The 24079-nt window shown below is 57.1% G+C and carries 20 protein-coding genes and 1 pseudogene; 17 read left to right on the forward strand and 4 right to left on the reverse strand.

The window, feature by feature from the left end:
* The first annotated feature begins 51 nt into the window (after nucleotides 1-51).
* The 5 genes from SLH47_RS13265 to SLH47_RS13285 all read left to right on the forward strand — a co-directional run bounded on the left by SLH47_RS13265 (nucleotide 52) and on the right by SLH47_RS13285 (nucleotide 6596).
* On the forward strand, nucleotides 52-2568 hold the full coding sequence (locus tag SLH47_RS13265; RefSeq protein ID WP_320240032.1) for a PBP1A family penicillin-binding protein: 2517 nt from the start codon (nucleotides 52-54) through the stop codon (nucleotides 2566-2568).
* A gap of 72 nt (nucleotides 2569-2640) precedes the next feature.
* A complete protein-coding gene (prfB, locus tag SLH47_RS13270) occupies nucleotides 2641-3765 on the forward strand; it encodes a peptide chain release factor 2 (RefSeq protein ID WP_320240375.1) in 1125 nt (374 codons plus the stop codon).
* A gap of 36 nt (nucleotides 3766-3801) precedes the next feature.
* Entirely contained in the window at nucleotides 3802-5175 is a 1374-nt protein-coding gene (locus SLH47_RS13275; protein ID WP_320240033.1) for an amidase, read from the forward strand.
* On the forward strand, nucleotides 5162-5935 hold the full coding sequence (locus SLH47_RS13280) for a DUF2189 domain-containing protein (RefSeq protein ID WP_320240034.1): 774 nt from the start codon (nucleotides 5162-5164) through the stop codon (nucleotides 5933-5935). Before SLH47_RS13275 ends, SLH47_RS13280 begins: the two co-directional genes overlap by 14 nt.
* 55 nt (nucleotides 5936-5990) lie before the next feature.
* Nucleotides 5991-6596 carry a LysE family translocator gene (locus SLH47_RS13285; RefSeq protein WP_320240035.1) on the forward strand — a complete coding sequence of 202 codons (606 nt, stop codon included), beginning with the start codon at nucleotides 5991-5993 and terminating at the stop codon, nucleotides 6594-6596.
* Between the two features lie 44 nt (nucleotides 6597-6640).
* Here SLH47_RS13285 and SLH47_RS13290 read toward each other — a convergent pair whose 3' ends face one another.
* Together SLH47_RS13290 and SLH47_RS13295 are read right to left on the reverse strand one after the other, a co-directional pair.
* Nucleotides 6641-7144, reverse strand: coding sequence for a polymer-forming cytoskeletal protein (locus SLH47_RS13290; protein WP_320240036.1), 504 nt, complete (start codon nucleotides 7142-7144; stop codon nucleotides 6641-6643).
* Nucleotides 7134-8441, reverse strand: a complete 1308-nt coding sequence (locus SLH47_RS13295; RefSeq protein WP_320240037.1) for a M23 family metallopeptidase — start codon at nucleotides 8439-8441, stop codon at nucleotides 7134-7136. Before SLH47_RS13295 ends, SLH47_RS13290 begins: the two co-directional genes overlap by 11 nt.
* A 338-nt stretch (nucleotides 8442-8779) precedes the next feature.
* On the opposite strand from SLH47_RS13295, the gene SLH47_RS13300 reads away from it, so the two are divergent.
* The 10 genes from SLH47_RS13300 to SLH47_RS13345 are packed head-to-tail and all read left to right on the forward strand — an operon-like array spanning nucleotide 8780 to nucleotide 17569.
* Entirely contained in the window at nucleotides 8780-9064 is a 285-nt protein-coding gene (locus SLH47_RS13300) for a hypothetical protein (RefSeq protein ID WP_320240038.1), read from the forward strand.
* A complete protein-coding gene (locus SLH47_RS13305) occupies nucleotides 9061-9441 on the forward strand; it encodes a response regulator (protein WP_320240039.1) in 381 nt (126 codons plus the stop codon). Before SLH47_RS13300 ends, SLH47_RS13305 begins: the two co-directional genes overlap by 4 nt.
* A 2-nt stretch (nucleotides 9442-9443) precedes the next feature.
* Complete coding sequence (locus tag SLH47_RS13310; protein ID WP_320240040.1) at nucleotides 9444-11519, forward strand: chemotaxis protein CheA; 2076 nt, start codon at nucleotides 9444-9446, stop codon at nucleotides 11517-11519.
* Nucleotides 11520-11533: 14 nt separating this feature from the next.
* Complete coding sequence (locus SLH47_RS13315; RefSeq protein WP_320240041.1) at nucleotides 11534-11983, forward strand: chemotaxis protein CheW; 450 nt, start codon at nucleotides 11534-11536, stop codon at nucleotides 11981-11983.
* A complete protein-coding gene (locus tag SLH47_RS13320; protein WP_320240042.1) occupies nucleotides 11980-12849 on the forward strand; it encodes a protein-glutamate O-methyltransferase in 870 nt (289 codons plus the stop codon). Before SLH47_RS13315 ends, SLH47_RS13320 begins: the two co-directional genes overlap by 4 nt.
* 22 nt (nucleotides 12850-12871) lie before the next feature.
* Complete coding sequence (locus SLH47_RS13325; protein WP_320240043.1) at nucleotides 12872-13258, forward strand: response regulator; 387 nt, start codon at nucleotides 12872-12874, stop codon at nucleotides 13256-13258.
* On the forward strand, nucleotides 13255-13611 hold the full coding sequence (locus SLH47_RS13330; protein ID WP_320240044.1) for a hypothetical protein: 357 nt from the start codon (nucleotides 13255-13257) through the stop codon (nucleotides 13609-13611). The genes SLH47_RS13325 and SLH47_RS13330 overlap by 4 nt, the downstream gene beginning before the upstream one ends.
* A gap of 35 nt (nucleotides 13612-13646) precedes the next feature.
* Nucleotides 13647-16004 carry a methyl-accepting chemotaxis protein gene (locus tag SLH47_RS13335; RefSeq protein WP_320240045.1) on the forward strand — a complete coding sequence of 786 codons (2358 nt, stop codon included), beginning with the start codon at nucleotides 13647-13649 and terminating at the stop codon, nucleotides 16002-16004.
* Between the two features lie 36 nt (nucleotides 16005-16040).
* The gene (locus SLH47_RS13340) at nucleotides 16041-17015 is read left to right on the forward strand and encodes a CheB methylesterase domain-containing protein (RefSeq protein ID WP_320240046.1); all 975 of its coding nucleotides are present in this window, start codon (nucleotides 16041-16043) and stop codon (nucleotides 17013-17015) included.
* Nucleotides 17012-17569, forward strand: a complete 558-nt coding sequence (locus SLH47_RS13345; protein ID WP_320240047.1) for a chemotaxis protein CheD — start codon at nucleotides 17012-17014, stop codon at nucleotides 17567-17569. The genes SLH47_RS13340 and SLH47_RS13345 overlap by 4 nt, the downstream gene beginning before the upstream one ends.
* Before the next feature lie 312 nt (nucleotides 17570-17881).
* Here the strand turns inward: SLH47_RS13345 and SLH47_RS13350 are convergent.
* Both SLH47_RS13350 and bcp read right to left on the reverse strand, forming a co-directional pair.
* A pseudogene (locus tag SLH47_RS13350) lies at nucleotides 17882-18637 on the reverse strand (IS5 family transposase).
* A 463-nt stretch (nucleotides 18638-19100) separates the two neighbouring features.
* The gene (bcp, locus tag SLH47_RS13355; RefSeq protein WP_320240048.1) at nucleotides 19101-19568 is read right to left on the reverse strand and encodes a thioredoxin-dependent thiol peroxidase; all 468 of its coding nucleotides are present in this window, start codon (nucleotides 19566-19568) and stop codon (nucleotides 19101-19103) included.
* An 84-nt stretch (nucleotides 19569-19652) separates the two neighbouring features.
* On the opposite strand from bcp, the gene SLH47_RS13360 reads away from it, so the two are divergent.
* The gene (locus SLH47_RS13360) at nucleotides 19653-22958 is read left to right on the forward strand and encodes an AsmA-like C-terminal region-containing protein (RefSeq protein WP_320240049.1); all 3306 of its coding nucleotides are present in this window, start codon (nucleotides 19653-19655) and stop codon (nucleotides 22956-22958) included.
* On the forward strand, nucleotides 22955-24010 hold the full coding sequence (gene queA, locus SLH47_RS13365) for a tRNA preQ1(34) S-adenosylmethionine ribosyltransferase-isomerase QueA (protein ID WP_320240050.1): 1056 nt from the start codon (nucleotides 22955-22957) through the stop codon (nucleotides 24008-24010). The genes SLH47_RS13360 and queA overlap by 4 nt, the downstream gene beginning before the upstream one ends.
* Nucleotides 24011-24079: the final 69 nt, after the last annotated feature.

A 24079-nucleotide genomic window follows, 5' to 3' on the forward strand; every position in this document is an offset into this window, starting at 1 on the left:
CGCGCTGTCGGGCGTATAAGCAGCCCAACGTTTAGAACTGGATACCGGCACGTGCTGCGCTTTTTTTTCTCATTCCTTGGCGGTTTGTTCACGCTGGTGACCCTTGGCCTGGTCATGGGCGCCTTCGTGGCGGGCGGCGTGCTTTATATGTATGGGCGCGACCTGCCAAGTTACGAGACGCTGTCGCAATACACGCCGAAAACCATCAGCCGGATCTATTCCAGCGAAGGCGAGATCATCGATGAATTTGCGCTGGAACGGCGCCTTTTCACACCTGCTGAAGAGATCCCCGATATCGTCAAACAGGCCTTTATCTCGGCGGAAGACAAGAACTTCTATGAACATGCGGGCTATGACCCGATGGGGATGGTTGCGGCGTTCATCGATGCCGTTGAGTCGCGTGGAGAGAATTTGCGCGGTGCGTCAACAATCACGCAACAGGTCATGAAGAACTTCCTGCTTGATGGCTCGCGCACCGCGGAACGGAAGATCAAGGAGATCATTCTGGCCGCGCGGATTGAAGGCGCGATGCCCAAGGAACGTATCCTTGAGCTCTATCTCAATGAGATTTTCCTGGGCCAGAACAGCTATGGTGTGACGGCTGCGGCGCTGACCTATTTCAACAAACCGCTGACTGCGTTGTCTCCGGGTGAAGCGGCTTATCTGGCGTCGCTGCCGAAAGCACCGAGCGACCGGCATCCGGTACGTGACCGCGAGGCGGCGATTTTCTGGCGCAACAACACCCTGCGTGAGATGTACGAAAACGGCTATATTGATCAAGCGACCTATACGGCGGAACGTGAAGCGGATCTGCTGACCGTGCAGGGCGGTGATTATGAAAGCTTCCGCACCAGCCTGCCGGATCGCGACTACTTCACAGACGAGATTCGCCGTCAGCTCAGCCAGAATTTCGGTGAGGAGGAGTTCTTTTCAGGCGGCCTCTCGATCCGCGCGACGGTTGATCCCGAATTGCAGGTGGTCGCACGGCATTCTCTGCAGCGCGCGCTTGAGGATTATGACCGCGAATTGCAAGAATGGCGTGGTACAGGCGAGACGATCCCGGAAGAGGCGCTGCAAAGCGAAGAGGCGTGGCGCGCGGCCCTCGCAGCCGTTGACGTTGCCCGTGATATCGACCTTGACGGGCGCTGGTATCCCGCCGTCATTCTCGACGTCGCAGAAAACACGCTGACTATCGGTATCGAAGATGTCGTGGCGACGGACGCCGAACCTTCCGTTGTGCCGCGTGAAGACATTCGCTGGATGGTGGGCAATTTCTTTGACAACTACACGCCCGGCGATGTGGTTCACGTCCGGCGCTTTCTGGACAATGACGGCAACTTTGTCCGTTGGTCCTTGCGGCAGGTGCCCGAGGTTCAGGGCGGCTTTATGGCCATGGACGTCAATACGGGCCGCGTGATTGCGATGCAGGGCGGCTTCAGCTACCAGCATTCGGTCTTCAACCGCGCCACACAGGCGCAGCGGCAGCCAGGCTCTTCTTTCAAGCCGTTTGTCTATGCAGCCGCCCTCGACAGTGGCTATTCACCAGCAACGATTGTCGTGGACGCGCCGATCACCATCAACACCCCGCAAGGCACATGGCGTCCGCGCAATTCCTCGAACCGCTTCTACGGTCCAACCCCGCTGCGCACCGGGATTGAGCGGTCGCGGAACCTGATGACCATTCGCCTGGCGCAGGAGATTACGATTGACACGGTTGGTCTCTATGCTGAGCGGTTTGGCGTTTACCAGGACATGAACCGCGTCTTGGCGGCTTCGCTCGGGTCGGATGAAACCACCCTATTCAAGATGGTGGCCGCCTATGCGATGTTCGCCAATGGAGGTGAGCGCGTTGAACCGACGCTGGTCGACCGCGTCCAGGACCGGTTCGGCAACACCGTTTACCGCCACGACCAGCGTAATTGCGTCAATTGCGAAGGCTATGTGCTGGCCGAAGGGGAGGCGCCGCGTGTTGTCTCAAACCGCGTACGCGTTATGAACGAGATTACGGCCTATCAGCTCACATCCATGATGCAGGGTGTGGTGGACCGCGGGACGGCCGCGAGCACGGTGAACCTGCCCGTGCCGATAGCTGGCAAGACCGGCACAACTAACGACGCCAAGGATGTTTGGTTCGTCGGCTTTTCATCGAACATCGTGGCGGGCTGTTATATCGGTTACGACACCCCGCGCACTTTGGGGCGCGGCGCGTCCGGTGGAGGCACATGTGGCCCGGTCTTCAATCGTTTCATGTCTGAGGCCATCGATAAATACGGCGCTGGCGCGTTTGAAGTGCCAGCGGACTGCCAATTCATCAACATTGACCGCTATAGCGGGGCGCGGTTACCCGATGGCGCGCGTGGCGAAAACGTGATTGGCGAATGCTTCCGTCCGGGGGAAGAGCCGATCTTTGGCATCATGTTCGACGGCGGTTTTGCGATGGCGCAGGATTTGCCGCTGTTTGACGAGGTGCCGCGTGCTGCGCGTGAGGTGACGACATCAACGGGCGATACTGCCACGGTTGGACCCAAGGCCACCTTTGGCACGCTTTCGACAGGCGGTCTTTACTGACACCGCTTGTCGCCCCGCGTGCCCCACGCTAAGACCGTCAAACACCAGAGCTTCGATCAGAGTACCGGCCCCATGCGTGCAGAGACCCAGAATATCGTGGATGCGATTGAGAAGTCGCTCAACCTGCTGGCGCAGCGGATGGATCATGAGACCGCGCCACACAGGTTGGAAGAGTTCAATGCGCGGGTCGAGGACCCCACCCTGTGGGATGATCCGGAGGCCGCGCAAAAGTTGATGCGCGACCGGCAGATGCTCGTCGATGCGATGACGAATTACGACAGTATCCGTCAGGAGCTTTCCGACAATGTCGAATTGATCGCCCTAGGCGAGATGGAAGACGACGCCGATGTGGTGACAGAGGCGGAAGAGGCCATCGCCGCCCTGGAAAAGAAGGCCGCGCAGAAGGAACTTGAGGCGCTCCTCGATGGTGAGGCGGATGCCAATGACACGTTCCTTGATATCAATGCGGGCGCCGGTGGCACGGAGTCTTGCGACTGGGCCAATATGCTCGCCCGGATGTATGTTCGCTGGGCCGAGAAAAAGGGCTACAAGGTCGAGCTGCAGTCCGAGCAGCCGGGCGATGAGGCAGGGATCAAGTCAGCCTCGTACAAGATCAGCGGTCATAACGCCTATGGCTGGTTGAAATCCGAAAGCGGGGTGCACCGCCTTGTGCGCATTTCGCCCTTCGATAGCGCGGCCAAGCGCCATACCTCCTTCACCTCCGTGAAGGTCTATCCGGTTGTGGACGACAATATCGAGATTGAGGTGAACCCTGCGGATATCCGCATCGACACTTACCGGTCCTCCGGCGCAGGCGGCCAGCACGTGAACACGACCGACTCCGCCGTGCGGATCACCCACCATCCGACAGGTATCGTGGTGACCAGTTCCGAAAAGTCCCAGCACCAGAACCGTGATATCGCGATGAAGGCGCTGAAATCACAGCTTTATCAGATCGAGCTGGATAAACGCTCGGCCTTGGTCAATGAGGTTCATGAAAGCGCTGGGGATGCGGGTTGGGGCAACCAGATTCGGTCTTATGTTCTGCAGCCCTATCAGCAGGTCAAGGATCTGCGCACGAACTTCACCACCTCAGATACGAAGGGTGTACTGGATGGTGATCTGGATGGGCTGATGGCCGCGACGCTGGCCATGGATGTCTCTGGCAAAAGCCGGGCCGAAGCCAACGCGGAGTGACCTTGCCATTCCCGCATGGGCGGGTTTGGATGGGTCATGGCTGACTTTCTGGAATGGGAGGCGCATCGCCTGTCAGCGGCAATCGCGGCGGGTATTGTCGGTGCCGCTGACCTGATGCAAGCAACGCTGGACCGGATTGCGGAACGCAACCCGGCTTTCAACGCCATCGTGGCGCTGCGCGACCCTGCGACGCTGATGGAAGAGTCGCGACAGGCGGATATGGTGCCCGCAAAGGGGCCGCTCCATGGCATCCCGATGGCGGTCAAGGACCTGGCGAATGTTGGGGGGCTGCCGACATCGATGGGCTCACCTGTCTTTGCGGGTCAGATTGCTGCCACGTCGGACCCAATGGTCCAGCGTATGCAGGATGCAGGGGCGATCATCATCGGTAAGACGAACACGCCCGAATTTGGCCTGGGCAGCCACACCTATAATCCGGTCTTTGGTGCGACACAGAATGCGATGATGCCGGGCTGTTCTGCGGGCGGCTCGTCTGGTGGCGCTGCGGTTGCTCTGGCAACCGGCATGCTGTGTCTGGCGGACGGGTCAGACATGATGGGCAGCTTGCGTAATCCAGCGGGTTGGAACGGTGTCTACGGCATGCGGCCAAGCTGGGGCAGGGTGCCTGCCGCCCCAGTCGGAGATATGTTTCTGCATCCGCTCTCCACCAATGGCCCCATGGCGCGCTGTCCCCGCGACATCGCCTTGCTGCTTGAGGTGCAGGCGGGGCCTGAGCCAGACCAGCCCTTTGGCCTTGCCGCTGAAACGTTTCAGGACGATTTGACCAGCGACGTAACAGGCCGTCGCATCGCCTGGCTTCGCGATTGGGGCGGGGCTTATCCGATGGAAGACGGCGTGCTGGAGGCGTGCGAGCCCGGCATCGCGCGTCTCGCCCGGATGGGCTGTATCGTCGAAGAGGTCGCCCCGCCCTTTGACGCGGCGGCCCTTTGGGAGGCATGGATCACCTTGCGCGCTTGGGCAGTAGCCGCAAAACTCGGCCCGCTCTATGCTCAGCAAAAGATGCGGCCGCAACTCAAGCCCGCCGCCATCTGGGAGGTAGAGCGTGGCCTCGCCCTGACGGGCGCGCAGATCCAAAAGGCGAGCGCGATCCGGTCGGATTGGTTCCGGGCGGCATCCGGATTGTTCGCGAATTACGATGCCTTTGTCCTGCCGACCGCACAGTGTTTTCCATTTCCCATCGACTGGGAATGGCCAAAGGAGATCGGGGGCGTGCCGATGAACACCTATCATCAATGGATGGCGATCACGATTCCGGTCAGCCTGATCGGTCTGCCATGCCTTGCCGTGCCGGTGCCCGGGGAGCGCCCAATAGGGTTGCAAATCGCGGGGCGCCCGCGCGATGATAAAGGCGTCTTGCAGTTGGGGGAGGCATGGCATGGCATCGACTGACACACTCAGCGGGGGCGCCGCACGTCCCGCAGTGCAGCGCTTGTCGCTCGGCGATCTGGGAGAGGTCATGCGCGCAGGCTTTGCCGATTTTCGCCGCGCCCCGCAATTTGGCCTCTTCTTCAGCGCGGTCTATGTGTTCGGAGGCTTCCTGATGCTGTGGGTTGGGGCGGGGCATGTGACCTGGACGCTTGCAACATCACTGGGTTTTCCATTGATCGCCCCCTTTGCCGCAGCGGGGCTTTATGAGGTCAGCCGCCGGATGGAGAAGGGGCAGGCGCTTGAATGGGGCGGTATCCTTGGCATCGTCTGGCAAGAACGCTCGCGTCAGCTCCCGTGGCTCGGCGCGATCATCGTCATCTACTTTCTGTTCTGGACCTTTCTGGCCCACATGATCTTTGCCCTCTTCATGGGGCTTTCGACCATGACGAATGTGACCGAAAGCTACGATGTCTTTCTGACCCTCAATGGCCTGATGATGATCGCTGCAGAGCTGGTCGTCGGTGCCATTCTGGCGTTTCTGCTTTTTGCGCTAACTGTTGTCAGCCTGCCGCTTGTCCTGGATCGCGAAATTGACTTCGTGACAGCCATGCTCGTGAGCCTGCAGACAGTGCGCGAGAATCTGGCGGTCATGCTGGTTTGGGCAGGGATCATTGCGGTGCTGACCCTTCTGGCGCTCCTGCCATGGTTTCTTGGCCTGATGATTGTTCTGCCTGTTCTTGGCCATGCCACATGGCATCTCTATCGCAAGGCGCTGGCATAGGCTGGTTGACACCGCCCGAGGTCCGGTCATGGTGACCTCAAAGACGGAGCCTAACATGGAAATCACACATCTGATTGCGTTCAACCTTGCGCTATTTGCAGCCATTGCTAGCCCGGGTCCGGCGCTGGTGGTCGCAATACGCACGACGCTCAGTGCCGGTCGTCGGGCGGGAATAGCAGTTGGTCTGGGGCTAGGGCTTGTGGCGAGCCTATGGACACTCGCGGCGCTTTTGGGGCTGGAAGCGGTGTTCAGCCTCTTTCCCTGGGCCTATGCCTTGGTCAAGACGATCGGGGCACTTTATCTGATCTATGTAGCTTACAACATGTGGGTGCACGCCCGTGCCCGGATTGGCGCAGCCCACACGCCCGCCCGCCATGCATTCCGGCAAGGGGCGATGATTAACATCCTCAACCCCAAGGCGGTACTTTTTGCGGCAGCCGTCCTGATCGTCATCTTCCCGGCAGAGATGACAGTGGCGCAAAGCGCGCTTGTCGTGTTGAACCATCTTGTGGTCGAGGTTCTGTTTTACACCTGCCTTGCCTTTGCGATGAGCAGTGCGGCGGTCAGCCGAGGGTATCAGCGGGCAAAGGTCTATATCGACCGGGCTGCAGCGGCTGTGTTGGGTGCTTTGGGTCTGCGGCTATTGGTCAGCCGGACATAAGAAAGGGCGCCCGTGGGCGCCCTCAAAATCGTCTGAACCGGGTGTCAGGTCTTGGCTTTCTCTGCCGGAGCCGCTGCAGGTGCAGTTGTCGGCATTTTCTTGGCGCCTGTCGCCAGCGGATCGTCCTGACGCTGCACGCTGCCTTCGAAATGCGCACCGCTTTCGATAGCGATAGTCTTGTGGATAATGTCACCCTCGACACGTGCGGTTGAGGTCAGGCGGACCTTCAGGCCGCGCACGCGACCAATGATGCGGCCATTGACCACGACATCGTCAGCCATGACTTCGCCTTTCACCGTCGCGCCTTCGCCAACGGTCAGCAGATGGGCACGGATGTCACCTTCAACTTGGCCTTCGACCTGGATGTCACCAGATGTCTTGATGTTGCCGGTGATCAGCAGGTCCGAAGACAGCGCAGATGCCGCAGGTTTTGCCTTGGGCGCGCTGGATTTGTAGTCGCCACCGGCTTTTGCAGCATCGGCGCCCTTGGCGTTTTCAGTGTCACCCGATTTCGGGCCTGGTTCGTTGATTTTTGATTTAGAAAACATTCTGTCCAGCTCTTATGTAGATCATGGGGTTTACAGGATTGCCGTTGATGCGGACTTCATAGTGCAGATGGGGGCCCGTCGAGCGACCGGAATTCCCAATAGCACCAATTTTCTCACCGCGCGAGACCCTTTGGCCAACTTGGACATCCATAGAGTTCAAGTGTGCGTATCTTGTCTCAATACCAAAGTCATGGCGGATCTTGATCAGCCGTCCGTAGCCGGAAGACCAGCCTGCATGGGTCACGACACCATCGGCGGTGGCGTAGGTAGGCGTGCCGATCGGGGCGGCAAAGTCGGTGCCGTTATGCATCCGCCCCCAGCGTGGGCCAAAACCGGATGTGTAGCGGAAGTTCGACTTCACGGGGATTGAGAACGGCGCCTTCTCGGCAGCGATCCGGTAAAGGTTGATGCGATCCATCGCACTGAGGATCGCATTGGCACGCAATGCGTCCGGATCCGGTTCGCCGCCGCGAGTTGAGAACTGTAGAGGCGTCAACGGCCCTCCGGTGCCCGAGTAGCCCCGGCGTACCTGATTGATCAAGTTTTCAGGGTTCATGCCAGCTGCACGGAACATCTCATCAAGTGGCTCGACCGAGACCAGCATCGCCTCTTCCAACTGACGAAAGATCTGGTCATTGCGCTCTTGGAGGAGTCTGAGTTCCAGTTCCATTTCTTGCGCGTGTTCGATGGCGAACTCGGCGTCTGCCGCAATCTGATCCCTCTCTGCAGCAGTTTCGGCAAGGGCATCGGCAAGCAAATTCACGGTGCCTGCGGCTTCATCCGTGATTGTTGCACCCTCGGGATCGTCGTTTTCCGCGGTCATTGCGGCCACTTGGGCACGGGCTTCTTCGCGGGCACGCATCGTGTCGCGCAATGTGGCCTGCACCGCTTCCATCCCGGTTTCCAGTTCTCGGCGTTTTTCTTCAGTCGCGAGCAGCTCGGATTGCATGATCGAGATTTGCTGCAATGCGGAGTTAAAGCGCTCTTGCGCGGCCAGCGCTTCCAGCGCCCGCGCATCACGTTCCGATGACAGAGCATTCAGCCGTTGTTCATAGGTCAATTGATCACGCTGCGCCTGGGCGCGAAAGTTCCCGGCGCCAATGCTATCCATGAGCAAAATGGCAGTGGCCACGATCGTCCACGCGACAACGGCAATGCAGCCAGTCCACGCGACAAGCTGCGTTTCAGGCTTCAGCCGAATAAACCGTGTCTCATTATCTGAGCGAAGAAATAGGCGTCTTTCCGGGAAACGCCTTTCAAGAAAGGCGTGGATTCTCTGAGAAAACCGTGATCTCACAATGTGGTTCCGTCCCGTTTGATGTCGTCTACCTGCCCCCCACCGGCATCGCCCACCGTGTTAGTCGGACTCAGCCAGTGCTGCAAGATTTTTGCGCATTGGCGCGGGAATTACGCGTCGTTTCTTTACCCGTGCGCGAGGAACTGCCGATGCCCTGACGGCAAGCGTTTCCGGCCCGAACGCACATACCCCGCACGGGCGAGCATAAGTTGCTCAAGCCACGGCATTGCTTGGGGATCGGCTTTCCGGACCTGATCGATCAACTGCTAACCCGTTTTTAATTGTTCGCACGCTAGACAAACCGGGCTGTAACGAAATGGGTAAGCGAGGGGATCACTTTGGCTGAACATATCTCAGAAAGCATCGTGCTTGATGTAGAAGGCTGGTTGGACGCCCCACAGCCGATCATTGAGGCTTTGCAGGCGCGTAAGGCCGGCAAGGTCATCATCGATGCGACCGAGGCACCGGCTATTCCGGCGCAGGTGGCCCAATTGCTGATCGCGGCCCAGCAGACGGCGCTCATGCATGATGGCGCCTTCGAGATCCGAAACCCGTCAGAGGCGGCAAAGCGTAGCCTGACAACGCTCGGCCTGTCTGATCTTTTGCAGGATGAAAACGCATGAGCCAAAAGACTGTTCTTGTCATCGACGACTCACGCACAATCCGTCGGCTTGTATCGCAAACGCTCACCGATGGCGGTTTTGCGTCAGTAACTGCCGAAGACGGTGCCTTGGGTGTTGAGGCTTTCCAAAACGAACGTTTTGATGCCGTTATCACGGATATCAACATGCCAAATCTCGATGGTTTTGGTGTTTTGGAGGCGATCCGCACCGGACCATCCAACCGCAAGGTGCCGATCCTCGTGCTGACGACTGAAAGTTCGCAGGAGTTCAAGGATAAGGCGCGCGGGCTTGGAGCCACAGGCTGGATCGTCAAACCATTTGACGACAAGCAGTTGATCGAAATTCTGAACCTCGTCACAGGGGCGGATGCTGCATGAGCATGGATAGCCTTAGAGAGACCTTCTTCGCGGAATGCGAAGACTTGATTGAGTCCTTGACAGAGAACCTCGAACTTGTGGCCAGTCATGAGTGGGACACTGAAACGATCAATGCAATCTTTCGGGCAGTCCATTCTATCAAGGGCGCCGCTGGCGCATTTGGTTTCAATGATCTCGTCGATTTCGCACATCACTACGAAACGACGCTTGACCTGATCCGTTCTGATAAACTCGACATCAGCAGCGATGTGTTGCGCGTTATTGTTCGGTCAGCCGATAACCTCGCCGAACTGGTGGACGGATCGCGTGTAGAGGGTACGCCGGTGCCCGACGCGACACATGCGCTCATTGATGAGCTGATCCAGTTATCTGGCGGTTCCCCCGAAGAAGAGGCGCCCGAAGAAGACTTTGTCTTCACGCCTGTCGCTGCAATGGCGATCGAAATCGCCGCGGATCCTGTTGAACGCTTTGAGATTACGCTTACCCCGCATGCCTCACTTTACATGAGCGGCAATGATCCACTGCGCCTGATTAGTGGGCTGGAAAAGCTCGGAAACCTTCATGTCGAATGCATCACCGAAGACGTTCCCGATCTTGACGGGTTCAATTTCGACGAAAGCTACCTTTCTTGGCGCCTCACTCTGCAAGGTACAGACGATGAAGACGCGGTACGCGATGTCTTTCAGTTCGTCGAAGGACACTGCGATATCCAAATCGACACCATCGTTGCCGAAGTACCAACAGATTTGCCTGATGACCCACCGCAGCCCAGCCAACCGGAAGCCACACCGGACCAGCCGAAAGAAAAGGCGGTTGAGGTCTCTTCGCCCACACAAAAACCCGCAAAGCCGTCGGGTTCGACACAAGCCGTCCAATCAACACTTCGCGTGGATCCGGAGCGTGTTGACAGGCTGATCAACAGCGTTGGGGAGTTGATCATCAATCACGCTGTGATTGACCGTAACCTTAAGGAAAGCGGGCTCGTGTCAAACTCTGAAATCACAACTGCTCTCGATGATTATGGGACGCTTGCGCGGGAGATTCAGGAAGGCGTCATGGCCATTCGCGCCCAACCCGTTAAGTCGTTGTTCCAGCGCATGGGCCGAGTTGTACGCGAAGCAGGAGAGGCCACCGGCAAAAGTGTGGCCTTCATTACGGAGGGCGAAACCACAGAGATCGACAAAACCATGCTTGAGCGCCTCGCCGATCCGTTGACACACATGCTACGCAACGCTGTCGATCATGGGATCGAAGAGCCAGAGCAGCGTCGAGATTCCGGTAAGGCGGAGGAAGGCATCGTCCGTCTATCAGCTGCGCATCGCTCCGGACACGTTCTCATCGAGATTACGGATGACGGGGCAGGACTTAATCGCGAAAAGCTCTTTGAAAAGGCAGTCGAAAAGGGGATTGTCGCGCCCGACGCAAAACTATCTGAACCGGAAATCTACAACCTTCTCTTCGCGCCAGGATTCTCAACCGCGGAAAGTGTAACAAACCTTTCCGGGCGTGGTGTCGGAATGGACGTGGTTAAGACCGCAATTACCTCCCTTGGCGGCAAGGTGGCGATCACCAGCAGCCCAGGGGAGGGCTCGACCTTCACAATTTCATTGCCGCTGACGCTTGCAGTCCTCGATGGAATGATTGTCGAAGTTGGCGCCGAAACTATGGTGCTTCCGCTGTCCAGCATTGTCGAAACAATCCGACCAGCTGCCAGCGAAATTCAAGAGGTGACACCTGGTGAGTGGGTCCTGTCTGTACGTGGCACATTTGTGCCGGTTGTGAACCTAAATGCGCTGATGGGCCTCGACCAAGCGGATGACCCTGACAGCAATCGTGTGTTTGTTCTGATAGATGCCAATGACGCAACAATTGCTGTGTCAGTTGATGCGATTCAAGACCAACGGCAAGTCGTCATAAAAAGCCTTAAGGGGAATTATGGCGCAATCACTGGGATTGCTGCTGCAACAATTCTTGGTGACGGCAACATCGCTTTGATTGTCGATACAGAGGCTCTGGGTGGCCTTGCCGCCTCTCAACGCGCCTCGCAATCCCACGAACAATTGGAGGCGCAGTTTTGACCGATACTGACACTATGGAAAAAGCAAAGATAACGGAGTTCGTCTCGCTGCGTGCAGGCGGGCAAGGATATTGTGTCGAGATTACATCAATCCGAGAAATCAGGCGTTGGCGTACGGTGACCTCTCTGCCGAACTCAGACAAATCCATTCTGGGTGTCATGAACCTCCGCGGTTCAGTTATCCCTATCATCGATCTTGCTGCTCGCCTTGGCTTGCCGATGACGGAAGTCGGCCCCCGCAGTGTTGTCGTTGTAGTTGCTGTGGGTAACCGCGTGATTGGCCTTCTCGTCGAAGCCGTGTCCGAGATTCTCTCCATCGCCGCTGACGAGATCCAACCTAACCCGACGCAGGGACATGATGGCAATGACGGCCAAGTCGTGGGGCTGGTGTCTGTCGATGATGAGATGCTCAAGATCCTCGCGCTAGAGACAATTGTTGATCGCGACGCGGAGGAAGTGGCATGAACATGCATTCGCCTTCGAACAATATGAAGGGCGATTTTGACCTGTCGCAATCTGACTTTGAGCGCATCGCGCAGGTTGCAAAAGTCGGTTGGGGTCTCAATCTCGATAAGGCAAAGAGACCACTTATCAAATCACGGCTCATGAAAAGGTTGCGTGCATTGGAGCTGCCTGACTTTGCGACATATTGCGAGTTGATAGAGGCAAAGGACCAAAACGAAATTGGCCATTTCATTACTGCGCTGACAACGAACGTTACCAGTTTCTATCGCGAAGCTCATCATTTTGAATACCTTGAGAACGGCGTTATCCCCGATTTGATAGAGCGCGCAAAACAGGGTGAGCGTGTGCGCCTTTGGTCGGCAGGGTGTTCGTCAGGCCAAGAACCATATTCTTTGGCCGGTTCACTTTTGAGTTTTGATAAACAAGCAAGCAGCTATGACCTGAAGATATTGGCCACCGATATTGATGCCTTGGTCCTAGAAAAGGCAAAGAGGGGGGCGTATCCGCAAGATGACTGCACTTTCCCGTCGCCATCCCATGAATCCAGAATACTGAAGCCCGACGCAGACGGAAGTCAGCGCGAGGTCCACGAAGCTCTGAAGAGCCTCATCTCCTTTCGCCACCTCAATCTCGTCGATCAATGGCCAATCTCCGGAAAATTCGACGTCATTATGTGCCGCAATGTCGCGATCTACTTCGACAAACCAACGCAAGCGCGGCTTTGGTCACGCTTTCGCCAGTGCCTCCAGCCAAATGCGCATCTGTTCATCGGCCATTCGGAGCGGATCGCCGATCCTGACGCAATCGGTCTAAAGGTCGCCGGCACCACAACCTACCGTCCGCATCCGATGACGATATCAGCATAAAGCATTCGAGGAGAGACGACGTATGTCGCTAAAAAGTAAGCTAAGAGTAATGGTGGTTGACGACATGACCGTAAGCCGCGGTTTGCTCGTTCAGTCATTGGAAGATATGGGTTTGGTGCATGTGGATCATCATAAATCTGGTGACGCCGCGATGCCGTTGCTTGCAGCCAACCCTGTTCATTTGGTTATCAGCGACTTCAACATGCCCGGTATGAATGGGCTGGATCTCCTTGAAAATCTACGCGTGAACCAAACCACCAAGGGTATTGGATTTATTCTGGTCACAGGCTCTCCGACACCAGAGATTATTGCACGCGGGCGCAAACTGGGCCTGAACAATATCGTCAAGAAGCCTTTCACGACCGCCACACTCAAATCAGCAGTTGAGACCGTCGTGGGTCGCCTATGAGTGAGGTAGAAGCGAACCGTGTCCAACCGGTACTTGAAGCGCTGGCAGATGAGTTGGCTTGTGCAGGCGCCATGCTCTTGCGATATGAGCATGCCGTAACGCCTCTCGTATCGCGATCGAACGTCGCACATCAAGAAGTGCAGGGATTTGATCTGGCGCTGCAGATGCTCAAAGACCTCGAGTATCTGTCAAGGGCTCTGGCCGCCCATTTGCCCGCCGACGCCGTCACAACAACGCCGTTGAAGGCACCCGGACTTACGCTTGAGCGAAGCAGGCACAGACTGGATGTATCTGCCGGGCTTGCCGGCAAGAAGAAATCTTCAGTGCAGAACGCTTCTGTTGATCTTTTCTAACTAAGCCACCTTCGCTGGCTTTCGAGGACTTAACAATGATCAATCGTCTGACACAGGTTCCTATTCGCCTCAGGCTTCCATTACTTGTGGTGGGCGCACTGCTGACAAGTATCGCCCTATCGAGTTATGTTTATTATGTCGAATTCAAAAGGATTCAGACCCAACGGGCCGAGGATCTCAGCGCTACAATTGCCGAGAATGCGGCTGATCGCCTAGAGATTTGGCTCGCAAGTGCGGCGCGCAGCATGGACAGCTACGCCAAGGACCGTACAACCGGCCAAACGCTTGCCCGTCTGGCTGATGCTTTTCAGGCTGGACAAAAGGATTTGGTCATCACTGATATCCGACGTTCCTACATCAGTGAAAATCCGTTTCCATCAGATCGACGCGACGAACTTGATGTTGTGAATGAGGGGCGTCCGTTTGATCGGGCTCATGAGCAGCTTCATTTTCAGTTTCGCAACATTGTCAATCGCGCCGACTATGATGACCTTATGCTGATCTTGCCTGACGGGTTGGTCGCGTATTCGGTTAAGAAACAAGATGACTTTGCGACAAGCGTCGAGGATGGCCCTTACGCAACTTCTGGTCTGGGTGAGGCTTTTCGACGCGCGATGCAGGCAGACGCGGACACCAAAGTATTTGTTGATTTTGAAAGATACGCTCCCAGCGGACAGGAACCGGTGTCTTTCATGGCCCAAAAAGTGGTTGATCAGGAAGGAAGGACCATTGGAGTGGTCGCAATCCGCCTGTCTGCTCAGACGACACAGCGGCATTTGGGTCAGTCGTCAAAACTCGGTGTTGATGATGAAGTATACCTAATGGGCGCGGATGGTCGCGCCCGCAGTCTGGCGCGCGCTCCCGGAATTTTGTCTGTGCTAGAGCCTGTCGCAAGGCCTGAACAATTGGCGGCAGTGCGCCGTGGCGCAGATACCTTCTTGGACAATGTAGAAGGCATCAGAGGTGCGGCTGTTAGCGCCCAGATCAAGCCTTTTGACATGCTTGGTCTAGACTGGTCGATCATTGTGGAATTGAACAGGGCAAATGCCTATTCAGGAATGACCGAATTTCTCTGGCGGATGTTTGCAGTGATAGCGCTCGGCGCAGTGGCATCCACGGTTGCCGGCTATTTTGTTGCCGTGTCGATCACGCGGCCACTGGGTGTGTTTGCAGACGCAATGCAAGGGCTGAGCGATGAAGACTATTCTACCCCAATACCGGGCCTGGCACGGGCAGATGAGATTGGAGCGCTCTCGCGGTCATTGCAGGGATTCAAGGATAAGCTGATTGTCTCGCGTGACGCGTCTGAGATAGTCGCTGAGAAACGCAAGGAACAGGCTGAAGTTGTCGAAGCACTTGGCCAAGGTTTGAGGGGCCTCGCAAGCGGCGACCTGTCGGTGCAGTTGGATACTGAATTCCCCGAAGAATATGAACGACTGCGCGGCGATTTCAACGCGACGATCACGACTATGAATGATCTGACGAAGATGATCGTCGAGAATGCGACAGAAATCCATGCTCGCGCCGAAGAAATCAGTGCGTCTTCAGATGATCTTTCGCAACGGACCGAAAGCCAAGCCGCCACCTTGGAACAGACGGCTGCCGCTCTTGACGAGTTAACGGCCAGTGTTCGTGAAGCTGCCGACAGCGCTTCCGAAGTCGAAAAGGTTGTAAACGGTGCCCGGAAGGACGCGGAGGAAAGTGGCCAGATTGTCTCGGAGGCGGTTGAGGCGATGTCAATGATACGCAAATCCTCCAACGAGATATCGCAGATCATTGGCGTCATTGATGACATTGCCTTTCAGACCAATCTGCTGTCCCTGAATGCAGGTGTTGAAGCTGCAAGGGCGGGTGATGCCGGGCGGGGATTCGCGGTTGTCGCTTCCGAGGTGCGTGCACTGGCTCAGAGATCGTCTGAAGCCGCAAAGCAGATCAAGGCCTTGATCACCAGCAGCTCTGAACAAGTAGAAACTGGTGTCGGCCTGGTCGGTCGAACAGGTGATGCATTAGGTTCCATCATTACTCGCGTTGGTGACATCGATAGCCTCGTCAGCGGCATCGCGACCGGATCACGAGAGCAATCGATTGGGCTTGGTGAGATTAACGTAGGTATGTCGCAACTTGATCAGGTCACGCAGCAAAATGCAGCTATGGTCGAGGAAGCAACCGCGGCGGCGACAACGCTCAGAAACGAAGCCGCATCGCTCAGCCAAACAGTTGCACGCTTCAAACTCGAAGATAGTCAGGAAGAGGCGCTGCCGGAAACGGAAGTAATCCAGTTCAGGTCTGCGAGTGCAAAATCGATTCCACCAAGAAACGTTGAAAAAAACGATAACTCATTGTTGGCGGAACCCGAGACCATTGCTGTCGGTGGTAGTTGGAAGGACTTTTGATCGTGACCTGCCGAAAAGTTTTCGAGGTGCTGTAAAGTGCGCGTTCTGGTTGCAGAGCCAAATGAGATGAGGCGTTCACAAGCTGCCGAACGGCTCAAGAAGGTCGCGGGCGTGAACGTGATGGCCACTTGCGCCGATTTATCCAATGCATTCAATACGATTGAGCATCGACCGCCTCATCTTGTTCTCTACGCGAATGAATTCACCAGGATGCAAGAGTTTGAAGCGATGGAGACTCTGTGTCGTTGTCTGTCGGTACGATGGACCACCTTTGGACTTGGAACCTCAACTCTTGACCGGCGGGACGGTGGTGTGGACCTGTCGGCTGATCCACAATCTGTACATTCTGCGCTAAGAGCAATCATGCAGGGCAAGGCGGCTGCGTCGCGTGAAGCTAAGGCAGGACTGTTTCAATCCCCCTTTCATGCGCGATCGGATCGAATAGTCCTCATTGGTTCTTCTACGGGAGGTATCGACGCACTGCTTGAGGTTTTGGGCAGTTTTCCTGTTGATTGTCCGCCGACTCTCATCGTTCAACACACTGGGGCCGCGTTTAGTGCCGGACTTGCACGTTTACTCGACGGGCGGGTCGAGCCCAAAGTTGTCGAGGCACGCGATGGTGAACCACTACAGCCAGGTGTTGTGATGATTGCGCCGGGTGCGGATCGCCATTTGGTGTTGGATAGTCAACGCGGTTTACGATGCCGATTGACCAACGGCGAAAAAGTGAGTGGCCACAGACCCTCGGTCGATGCCCTTTTTCAATCGGCCAAGCCCATTGCGGGCCGCACCACCGCCGTGATTCTGACAGGGATGGGCAAAGACGGCGCCCACGGGCTGCACACATTGAAACGAGCAGGTGCTGCAACCATCGGACAAGACAAGGCAACGTCTCTTGTTTACGGAATGCCAGGTGCCGCCGCCGAATTGAATGCGCTTCAGCAGGTCTTGCCACTGCCTGCCATTGGGCCAGCCATTTTAAAGTCATCGCAAAGGGATATTCGTCAATGACAGTGATGCAAAACTGGCCATCGGGCTATGCGACACGCACTGTTTCTGTCATTCAAGGCGAGTATAAGGTTTCAGCTGATGCGGAGGTTGTGCTGTCAACCGTACTAGGATCCTGCATTTCAGTGTGCCTTTTTGACCGCGTGGCCGGAATTGGCGGCATGAACCACTATTTGCTCGCAGATGGCGGCAAAGCGGAAGGAAACAGTCTCAAATACGGTGCGCATGCGATGGAGTTGCTCGTTAACGGTTTGCTGAAGGCAGGCGCATCGCGCGCCAATCTGGAGGCAAAGGTTTTTGGCGGCAGTTTGATGAGTGGACGGTTCGATTACATTGGCCCACGCAACGCCCAATTCGCGATTGATTATCTAAAAGACGAAAACATGCCACTTCTCGCCCAGGATACGGGCGGGGCGGCAGCCAGAAGGGTCAATTTTCACCCTGTGACCGGGCATGCGCGGGTCATACAGACACGGTCGCACGTGGAGATTGCGCAGCCAAAACCGATCGAAAGTCCAAACAAAAGCAGTCGAGCGACCAATGCCATCTTATTCTGAATTGAGGAGCGGTGGCTTAAGCGGCGCGATTTTCGACAGCCGCGTCAGACTGCGCGGTGCTACAGGCGAAAATGATGTTGGCTGGTAAGCCTTTCATTCCCGAACAGAAATCGCGACCCAACTGGCGGTGAAGGCTGCCCTTTCAAGAGTGGTTGAGGTGCACGGGCTTTGCTGTTTGGCCCCATCTGGTGACCGATGGATTTGGACGCGTCCGTATTCAAGGTGCCAGTGTCGACGGAGCTCACATACAAAGGTGAAGGACATCTCGCTCTTTGTAAGGCGGTTAACTAAAGGAGAAGCTAAGTTTGGTTTTCACAAGCAGTAAATGACGGTTTCTGCGAGAGCGATGGCTGAGAGGAAGACCATTGGGCGTCTGTCGTATCGGGCTGCCACCCGCCGCCAGTCTTTCATTCTGCCAAACAATATCTCGATCCGGTTGCCGCGATTGTGTCGTCGCCTATCGTATGTCAAGGTCCTTTTGCGTTGCTTTCGACCTGGGGATGCAGGGGCGTGTTCCCTGTCTTTCAACGCTTTTCTGAACCAATCGGCATCGTCGCCACGGTCGCCGAACAACTAATCGACGTCTGGCAGGCTACTCTGCAACGCTTGCGCGCCGATGTATTCGCTGACCTGCCCAGCGGTCAAAATACGTTCAGCGGAGGGCACTTGCTGTCGCAGAGGATGGGCAGCTTCGTATTCACGCCGTCTTTCGTGCCCCGATCAGACGTTGACGTCTCTCATTTTCACCGCGACGCTGGATGCGGTGCGATGGGCTTTGAGGTACGTTGGATCGATCATGACGGTCTTCGTCTCGCCGTGCTCGACTGCCAGACCAACCATCATCCGAGCGAAGACGCGCACCTATCACTCCATCGCTTCCAGCCATTGTAGAGTGTTTGTGCGGGCCATTGGCACTCGGCGCGTCACGCCAACGTAAGCCATTGCGATTGATGAAGATAACCTCACGCATCACACGCCGGTCACCGGCACGAGGTTTGCCGTGGGACTTTGGGAATAAGGCTCAAGACGCGCCATCTGCGCATATGTCAGCCAGAAGAGCTCAGACATGGTCACGACTTTTGCAGCCGTGAGTCACGCCGCGCGGTGGCAATTAATGGGTCCTGAGCCCAGGCGGTCGCACGTTGGGAAGGGTTGCAAATGGAATCCATCTTTAACGAAGAGGCGACCCATCGCTACCGCAGCTTAGGCTCCCTGCACGCAACCTGCTGCTGTACCGATTACCATCCAAGAAAGGAATCTAAGACGCCTCGCGCTTGATGCCCGAAGTGTGGGGATCCGAGTTAGCTTCGCGCAGCGCCGATAGATATTGCCCAGATCAAAGAGCTCTACGCAAAGCACTCAATGCGCCTCCCGCTGCTTGAACTCCTATTTGCTGAAGGGTAGGCGACAACACCGTCATTCGCATCTCAGTCTGCCATAATGCGATCATTGATTTGCATGTCGCTGGATCAAGCCATGACGGGCGGCGGGGAGCGCTAGGCAATTGGCGCTGTCCCGCAAGACATAGCTTCTATGTTGTACGCACGGCCTCAAGCACCGCATCGACGTGACCCGGTACCTTCACCTTGCGCCAGACCTGGGCAATCTTTCCGTCTTCTCCGATCAGAAATGTCGCGCGCTCAATGCCCATATAGGTTTTGCCGTACATCTTCTTCTCAACCCAGGTGCCGTAGCGTTCGCAGACATCACCCTCTTCATCCGAGAGAAGCGCGATTTTCAATTCATGCTTGGCGACGAACTTGTCGTGCTTTTTCACGCTGTCTTTGGACACGCCAAGGATAACAGTTCCTTCTGCTGCAAATGCATCGACCGCCTCGGTAAATCCGATCGCCTCTTTCGTGCAGCCGGGCGTGTCGTCTTTCGGGTAGAAGTAAAGCACGACCTTCTTGCCCGCAAAATCGGACAAATTCACCATTTCGCCGCCATCACGCGGTAAATTGATCTCGGGGGCGGTGTCACCGACATTGGGATGTGTCATCTTGGCTCCTTGAAAGGTGTGGTGCATTGTCATCAAGGTTCTAGTCCGACCCGGAGAGAGTTAAAGGCCAATCGCGGAGTGTCTGTGGCCCAAGTGCAAGAGAGTGAGGATGAAGCGACTGCGCCAGTTGTGGCACAGCCTGAGAAGCGTCGTTTCCGTCGCTGGGTGATCGCATTGCGGGCGATCTATCTGATCTGCCTCGCTCCTCTCATCTTCGTGCTTGCCGCGGCAGTGATGATCGTAGAGCGTGACATTTCCGTGCCCTCCTGGATCATGGATCGGATCGAGGCGCGCGCGACGGATTTCCTGGACGGTGGTGCGTTACAGTTTGGCGCGGTTTCTTTGCGGATCGGCCACGATCTGCATCCTACGATCCGACTGCAGAACATCGTGCTGACCGACCCATCCGGTCTTGTGATCACCCGTGTTCCGGTGGTTGAGGGTCTGATTTCGCCGCGTGGACTGCTATTTCAGCAGGATGTTCTAGCACAGGAAATCCGGCTGATTGGCGCGCAGATTAATCTGCGGCGAGCCGCTGACGGCTCATTTGCCGTGGCGTTTGCCGCAGGGGCAGGTGAAATTGGCCAGGCCCCCTCCGCGCCGGAATTGTTGGACCAATTGGATCGGGTGTTTGAGCGCCCGGAACTGGAAGCGCTGGAGACAGTGCGTGCGGAAGGGTTGATCGTCAATTTTGACGATGCGCGGGCCGGTCGTTCCTGGGTCGTGGACAACGGCACAGTCGCGCTGGATCTGCGCGATAACCAGACAAACCTGCGCGGCGATTTTGCGCTTTTGTCCGGACGCGCTGGTGTGACGGGCGTGCGGGTATCGTACCAAAGCCCGCGCGGCAGCCGGGTTGCCGAATTTGGCCTGAATATCACCGATGCGGTCGCAAGCGATATCGCGTCGCAATCGCCGGCGTTGACCTGGATGCGCGACCTGGAAGCCCCGATTTCGGCGTCGTTGCGGACAAGCCTCGACTCGGATGGTCAGTTAGGGCTCTTGAATGCAGCACTGCAAATCGGTGCGGGCGCCTTGCAGCCCAACGCGGCCACCGCCCCGCTCACATTTGACGCGGCGAGCGCCTATCTGACCTATGATCCGGTGCGCGACAGTATCGATTTCAGCGATATCGGTGTCAAAACTGCGTGGGGTGGGTTTCAGGCTAACGGCACCGCATATCTGCGCGAGTTCCAGGGCGGTTTGCCGCGGGCATTGCTTGCCCAGTTTGCGTTTGCGGATGTGGTCATTGACCCCCCGGGTCTGTTCGACGCGCCCCCTCAAATGCCCGAAATACTGGCCGATTTGCGCGTCCGGTTTGACCCCTTTTCCGTCGAAATCGGTCAAATGGTGATGAACGATGGGCCGACGCAAGTTGCAGCGGATGGCAAAGTGGTTGCCACGGATCAGGGCTGGCATGTTGCGCTGGATACATCCGTGTCCGAAGTCACGCCAGAGCATGTACTGGCATTCTGGCCGCTTTCCCTGCGGCCCGGAACGCGGGATTGGGTGGCCCGCAACGTCATTGATGCCCATCTTTTCGACGGATATGCCGCGATGCGCCGGTCGCCCGGTCAGCCCTTTGAGATGGCGGCGAACTTTGAGTTTCGGGATGCCGAGGTGCGTTTTTTGCGGCATATGCCAACTATCCGCGGCGGGCGCGGCGCGGTCAGCCTTGGCAATCACGCCTTCGTCGTGGCCCTCGATGAAGGCGTTGTGAACGCGCCGCAAGGAGGGCCAGTCGAACTGGCCGGATCCGTTTTTGAACTAACTGACTTACGTGTGAAGCCCGCGATTCCGGCGCGCTTGAGCCTTGTTACCGACAGTTCGGTCACGGCGATTTTGTCGGTTTTGAACCAGCGTCCCTTCACGTTCATGGATCGCGCCAATTTGCCAGTCACTGTTGCCGATGGCCGCGCAAGGGTGAATGGGACGCTCGACTGGCCGCTCAAGCGTCGTACCCAACCTGATGAGGTCACGTTTGAAATGGTAGCCGATGTGGCGCGTGTGCGCAGCGATCTGATCCCCAATCGTCCGCTTGCCGCACCACGCTTAAGGGTTGTCGCCAATCGCGCGGGGATGGAATTGGCCGGCCCGGTCAGCTTGAACGGCGCTGTGGCCAATGCGGTGTGGGAGCGTCCCTTTGGCGGCCCTGCAAATGGGACAAGTCAGGTGCGTGCTGAGGTGCAGCTGTCGCCGGATTTCCTGCGGGCATTGCAGATCGGTCTACCTGATGGGACGGTCACGGGCAGCAGCCCCGGCCAGCTCACGATTGATCTGGCCGAAGGTGCGCCCCCACGCTTTACCTTGCAATCCGACCTGCAGGGCCTCGGCGTTTCAATCCCTGCTGTCGGTTGGTCAAAATCGCCGGGTACAAGCGGTGCCTTGCTTGTCGAGGGGACATTGGGCGACACGCCCGATATCACAAATCTTGAGATCAGCGGAGGTGGCTTAACTGCGCAAGGGCGTATCACGCTCAACCCTGCTGGCGGGCTGGATGCGGCGGTTTTCGAACGTGTCCGCATTGCCGATTGGTTGGATGCGCCGGTCACTTTGCGAGGCCGCGGAGAAGGTCGCCCGGTGGCTGTCGAGATGAGCGGCGGTACGCTCGATCTTCGACGCGCCACTTTGGGCGATGGCGATGGTGAAAGCGGTCCGCTTGATCTTGCGCTCGACCGTTTGCAGATCACGGAAGGCATCGCCTTGACGACATTTCGTGGCAACTTCCGCAACACGGATGGCTTTACTGGCCAGTTCCAGGCACGCGTGAATGGCCAGACGGCGGTGCAGGGCACTGTCGCGCCCCGGAATGGACGTGTGGCGGTGCGCCTGCTGAGTGACAATGCAGGTGGAGCATTACGTGACGCCGGATTTATGCGCAATGCGAGCGGCGGATCGCTGGATCTGACGCTGTTGCCGACCGGTGCGGCGGGGCAGTTTGACGGCACGTTGCGCGTGCGCAACGTGCGCGTGCAGGACGCACCGACAATGGCCGCACTTCTGGATGCGATCAGCGTGGTGGGCCTTCTACAACAGCTCGATGGTCAGGGGTTGTCCTTTGACGAGGTTGACGCGACATTCCGGCTGACACCTGCGCAAGTGATCGTGTCGCAGGCCAGCGCGGTTGGGCCGGGGCTTGGCATTTCCGTTGATGGCACATACACGCTCGCCACCGGTGCGCTTGATCTGCAGGGCGTGGTGTCACCCTTTTTTCTGGTCAACAGCATCGGTAGTTTTCTGACGCGAAAGGGCGAGGGCTTGATCGGCTTCAACTTCAATATCGGTGGGAACGCGACCGCACCCGAAGTTCTGGTCAACCCGCTATCGGCACTCACGCCAGGTATGTTTCGCGAGATCTTTCGCAGGCCTGCGCCGGAGCTTTCGCAGTGAAGCTCAGCGAATTCGATTTCGAATTGCCGGAACATCTGATCGCAACCCGCCCGGCGCGGCCGCGCTCTTCGGCGCGGCTTTTGGTTGCCGAAGGCGCGCAGATCGTAGATCGCATCGTCAATCAATTACCTGACATTCTCCGGCCCGGCGACCGTTTGATCCTCAACGACACAAAGGTGATCCCGGCGCGGCTTACGGGCGAGCGGTATCGGTCCGGCGAAGCGGGAGAAACTGTTGCGCGGATCGAGGTCACTTTGCTGGAGCCCCAGCCAGATGGAGATTGGGCGGCGCTTGTCAAACCATTGAAAAAGGTGCGCGACGGCGAGACCATCACTTTCTCAGATGAATTGTCCGCACAGGTGCTAGGACGCGAGGACGGTAAGGCCAGGTTACGCTTTAATCTGACAGGTGACGATTTTGATGCGGCCCTGAATGCGGTGGGTGCAATGCCTCTGCCGCCATATATCGCCGCCAAGCGTCCTGCTGACGAGGCTGACAAGTCGGACTATCAAACGCAATGGGCGCGCCGTTCCGGCGCAGTGGCTGCCCCCACCGCGTCGCTACATTTCGACGCGCCATTGCTGGATGCGCTGCGAACACGCGGCGTTCAGTTTACCCATGTCACGCTACATGTGGGAGCTGGGACGTTCCTGCCCGTCAAGGTCGACGATATCGCCGATCACAAGATGCATGCCGAATGGGGTGAGGTCACGCAGGCAGCGGCAGATGAGATCAACGCGACAAAGGCGGCGGGCCACCGTGTTATACCCGTGGGCACAACCGCGCTCCGCCTGATCGAGAGTGCCGCACAAGATGGCGTCATGCGGCCATGGCAAGGCCCAACCGATATCTTCATCACACCCGGTTTCCAGTTTCAGATCGCTGACGGTTTGATGACCAATTTCCACCTGCCCAAATCCACGTTGATGATGCTTGTTTCGGCTCTGATGGGCATCGCGCCGATCCGCGAGATCTATGCCCATGCCATTGCCGAAGAATACCGTTTTTTCAGCTATGGTGACAGCTCGCTCTTGCTACCAGAGCGAGGATAGGACGCGAACAGGCGCGACCGGGTCGTTTTCCTATGGTGAAATCGGACCAGAATCATGGGATAGGCCGGT

Source organism: Cognatiyoonia sp. IB215182, assembly GCF_033963905.1.
Lineage (GTDB): Bacteria > Pseudomonadota > Alphaproteobacteria > Rhodobacterales > Rhodobacteraceae > Yoonia.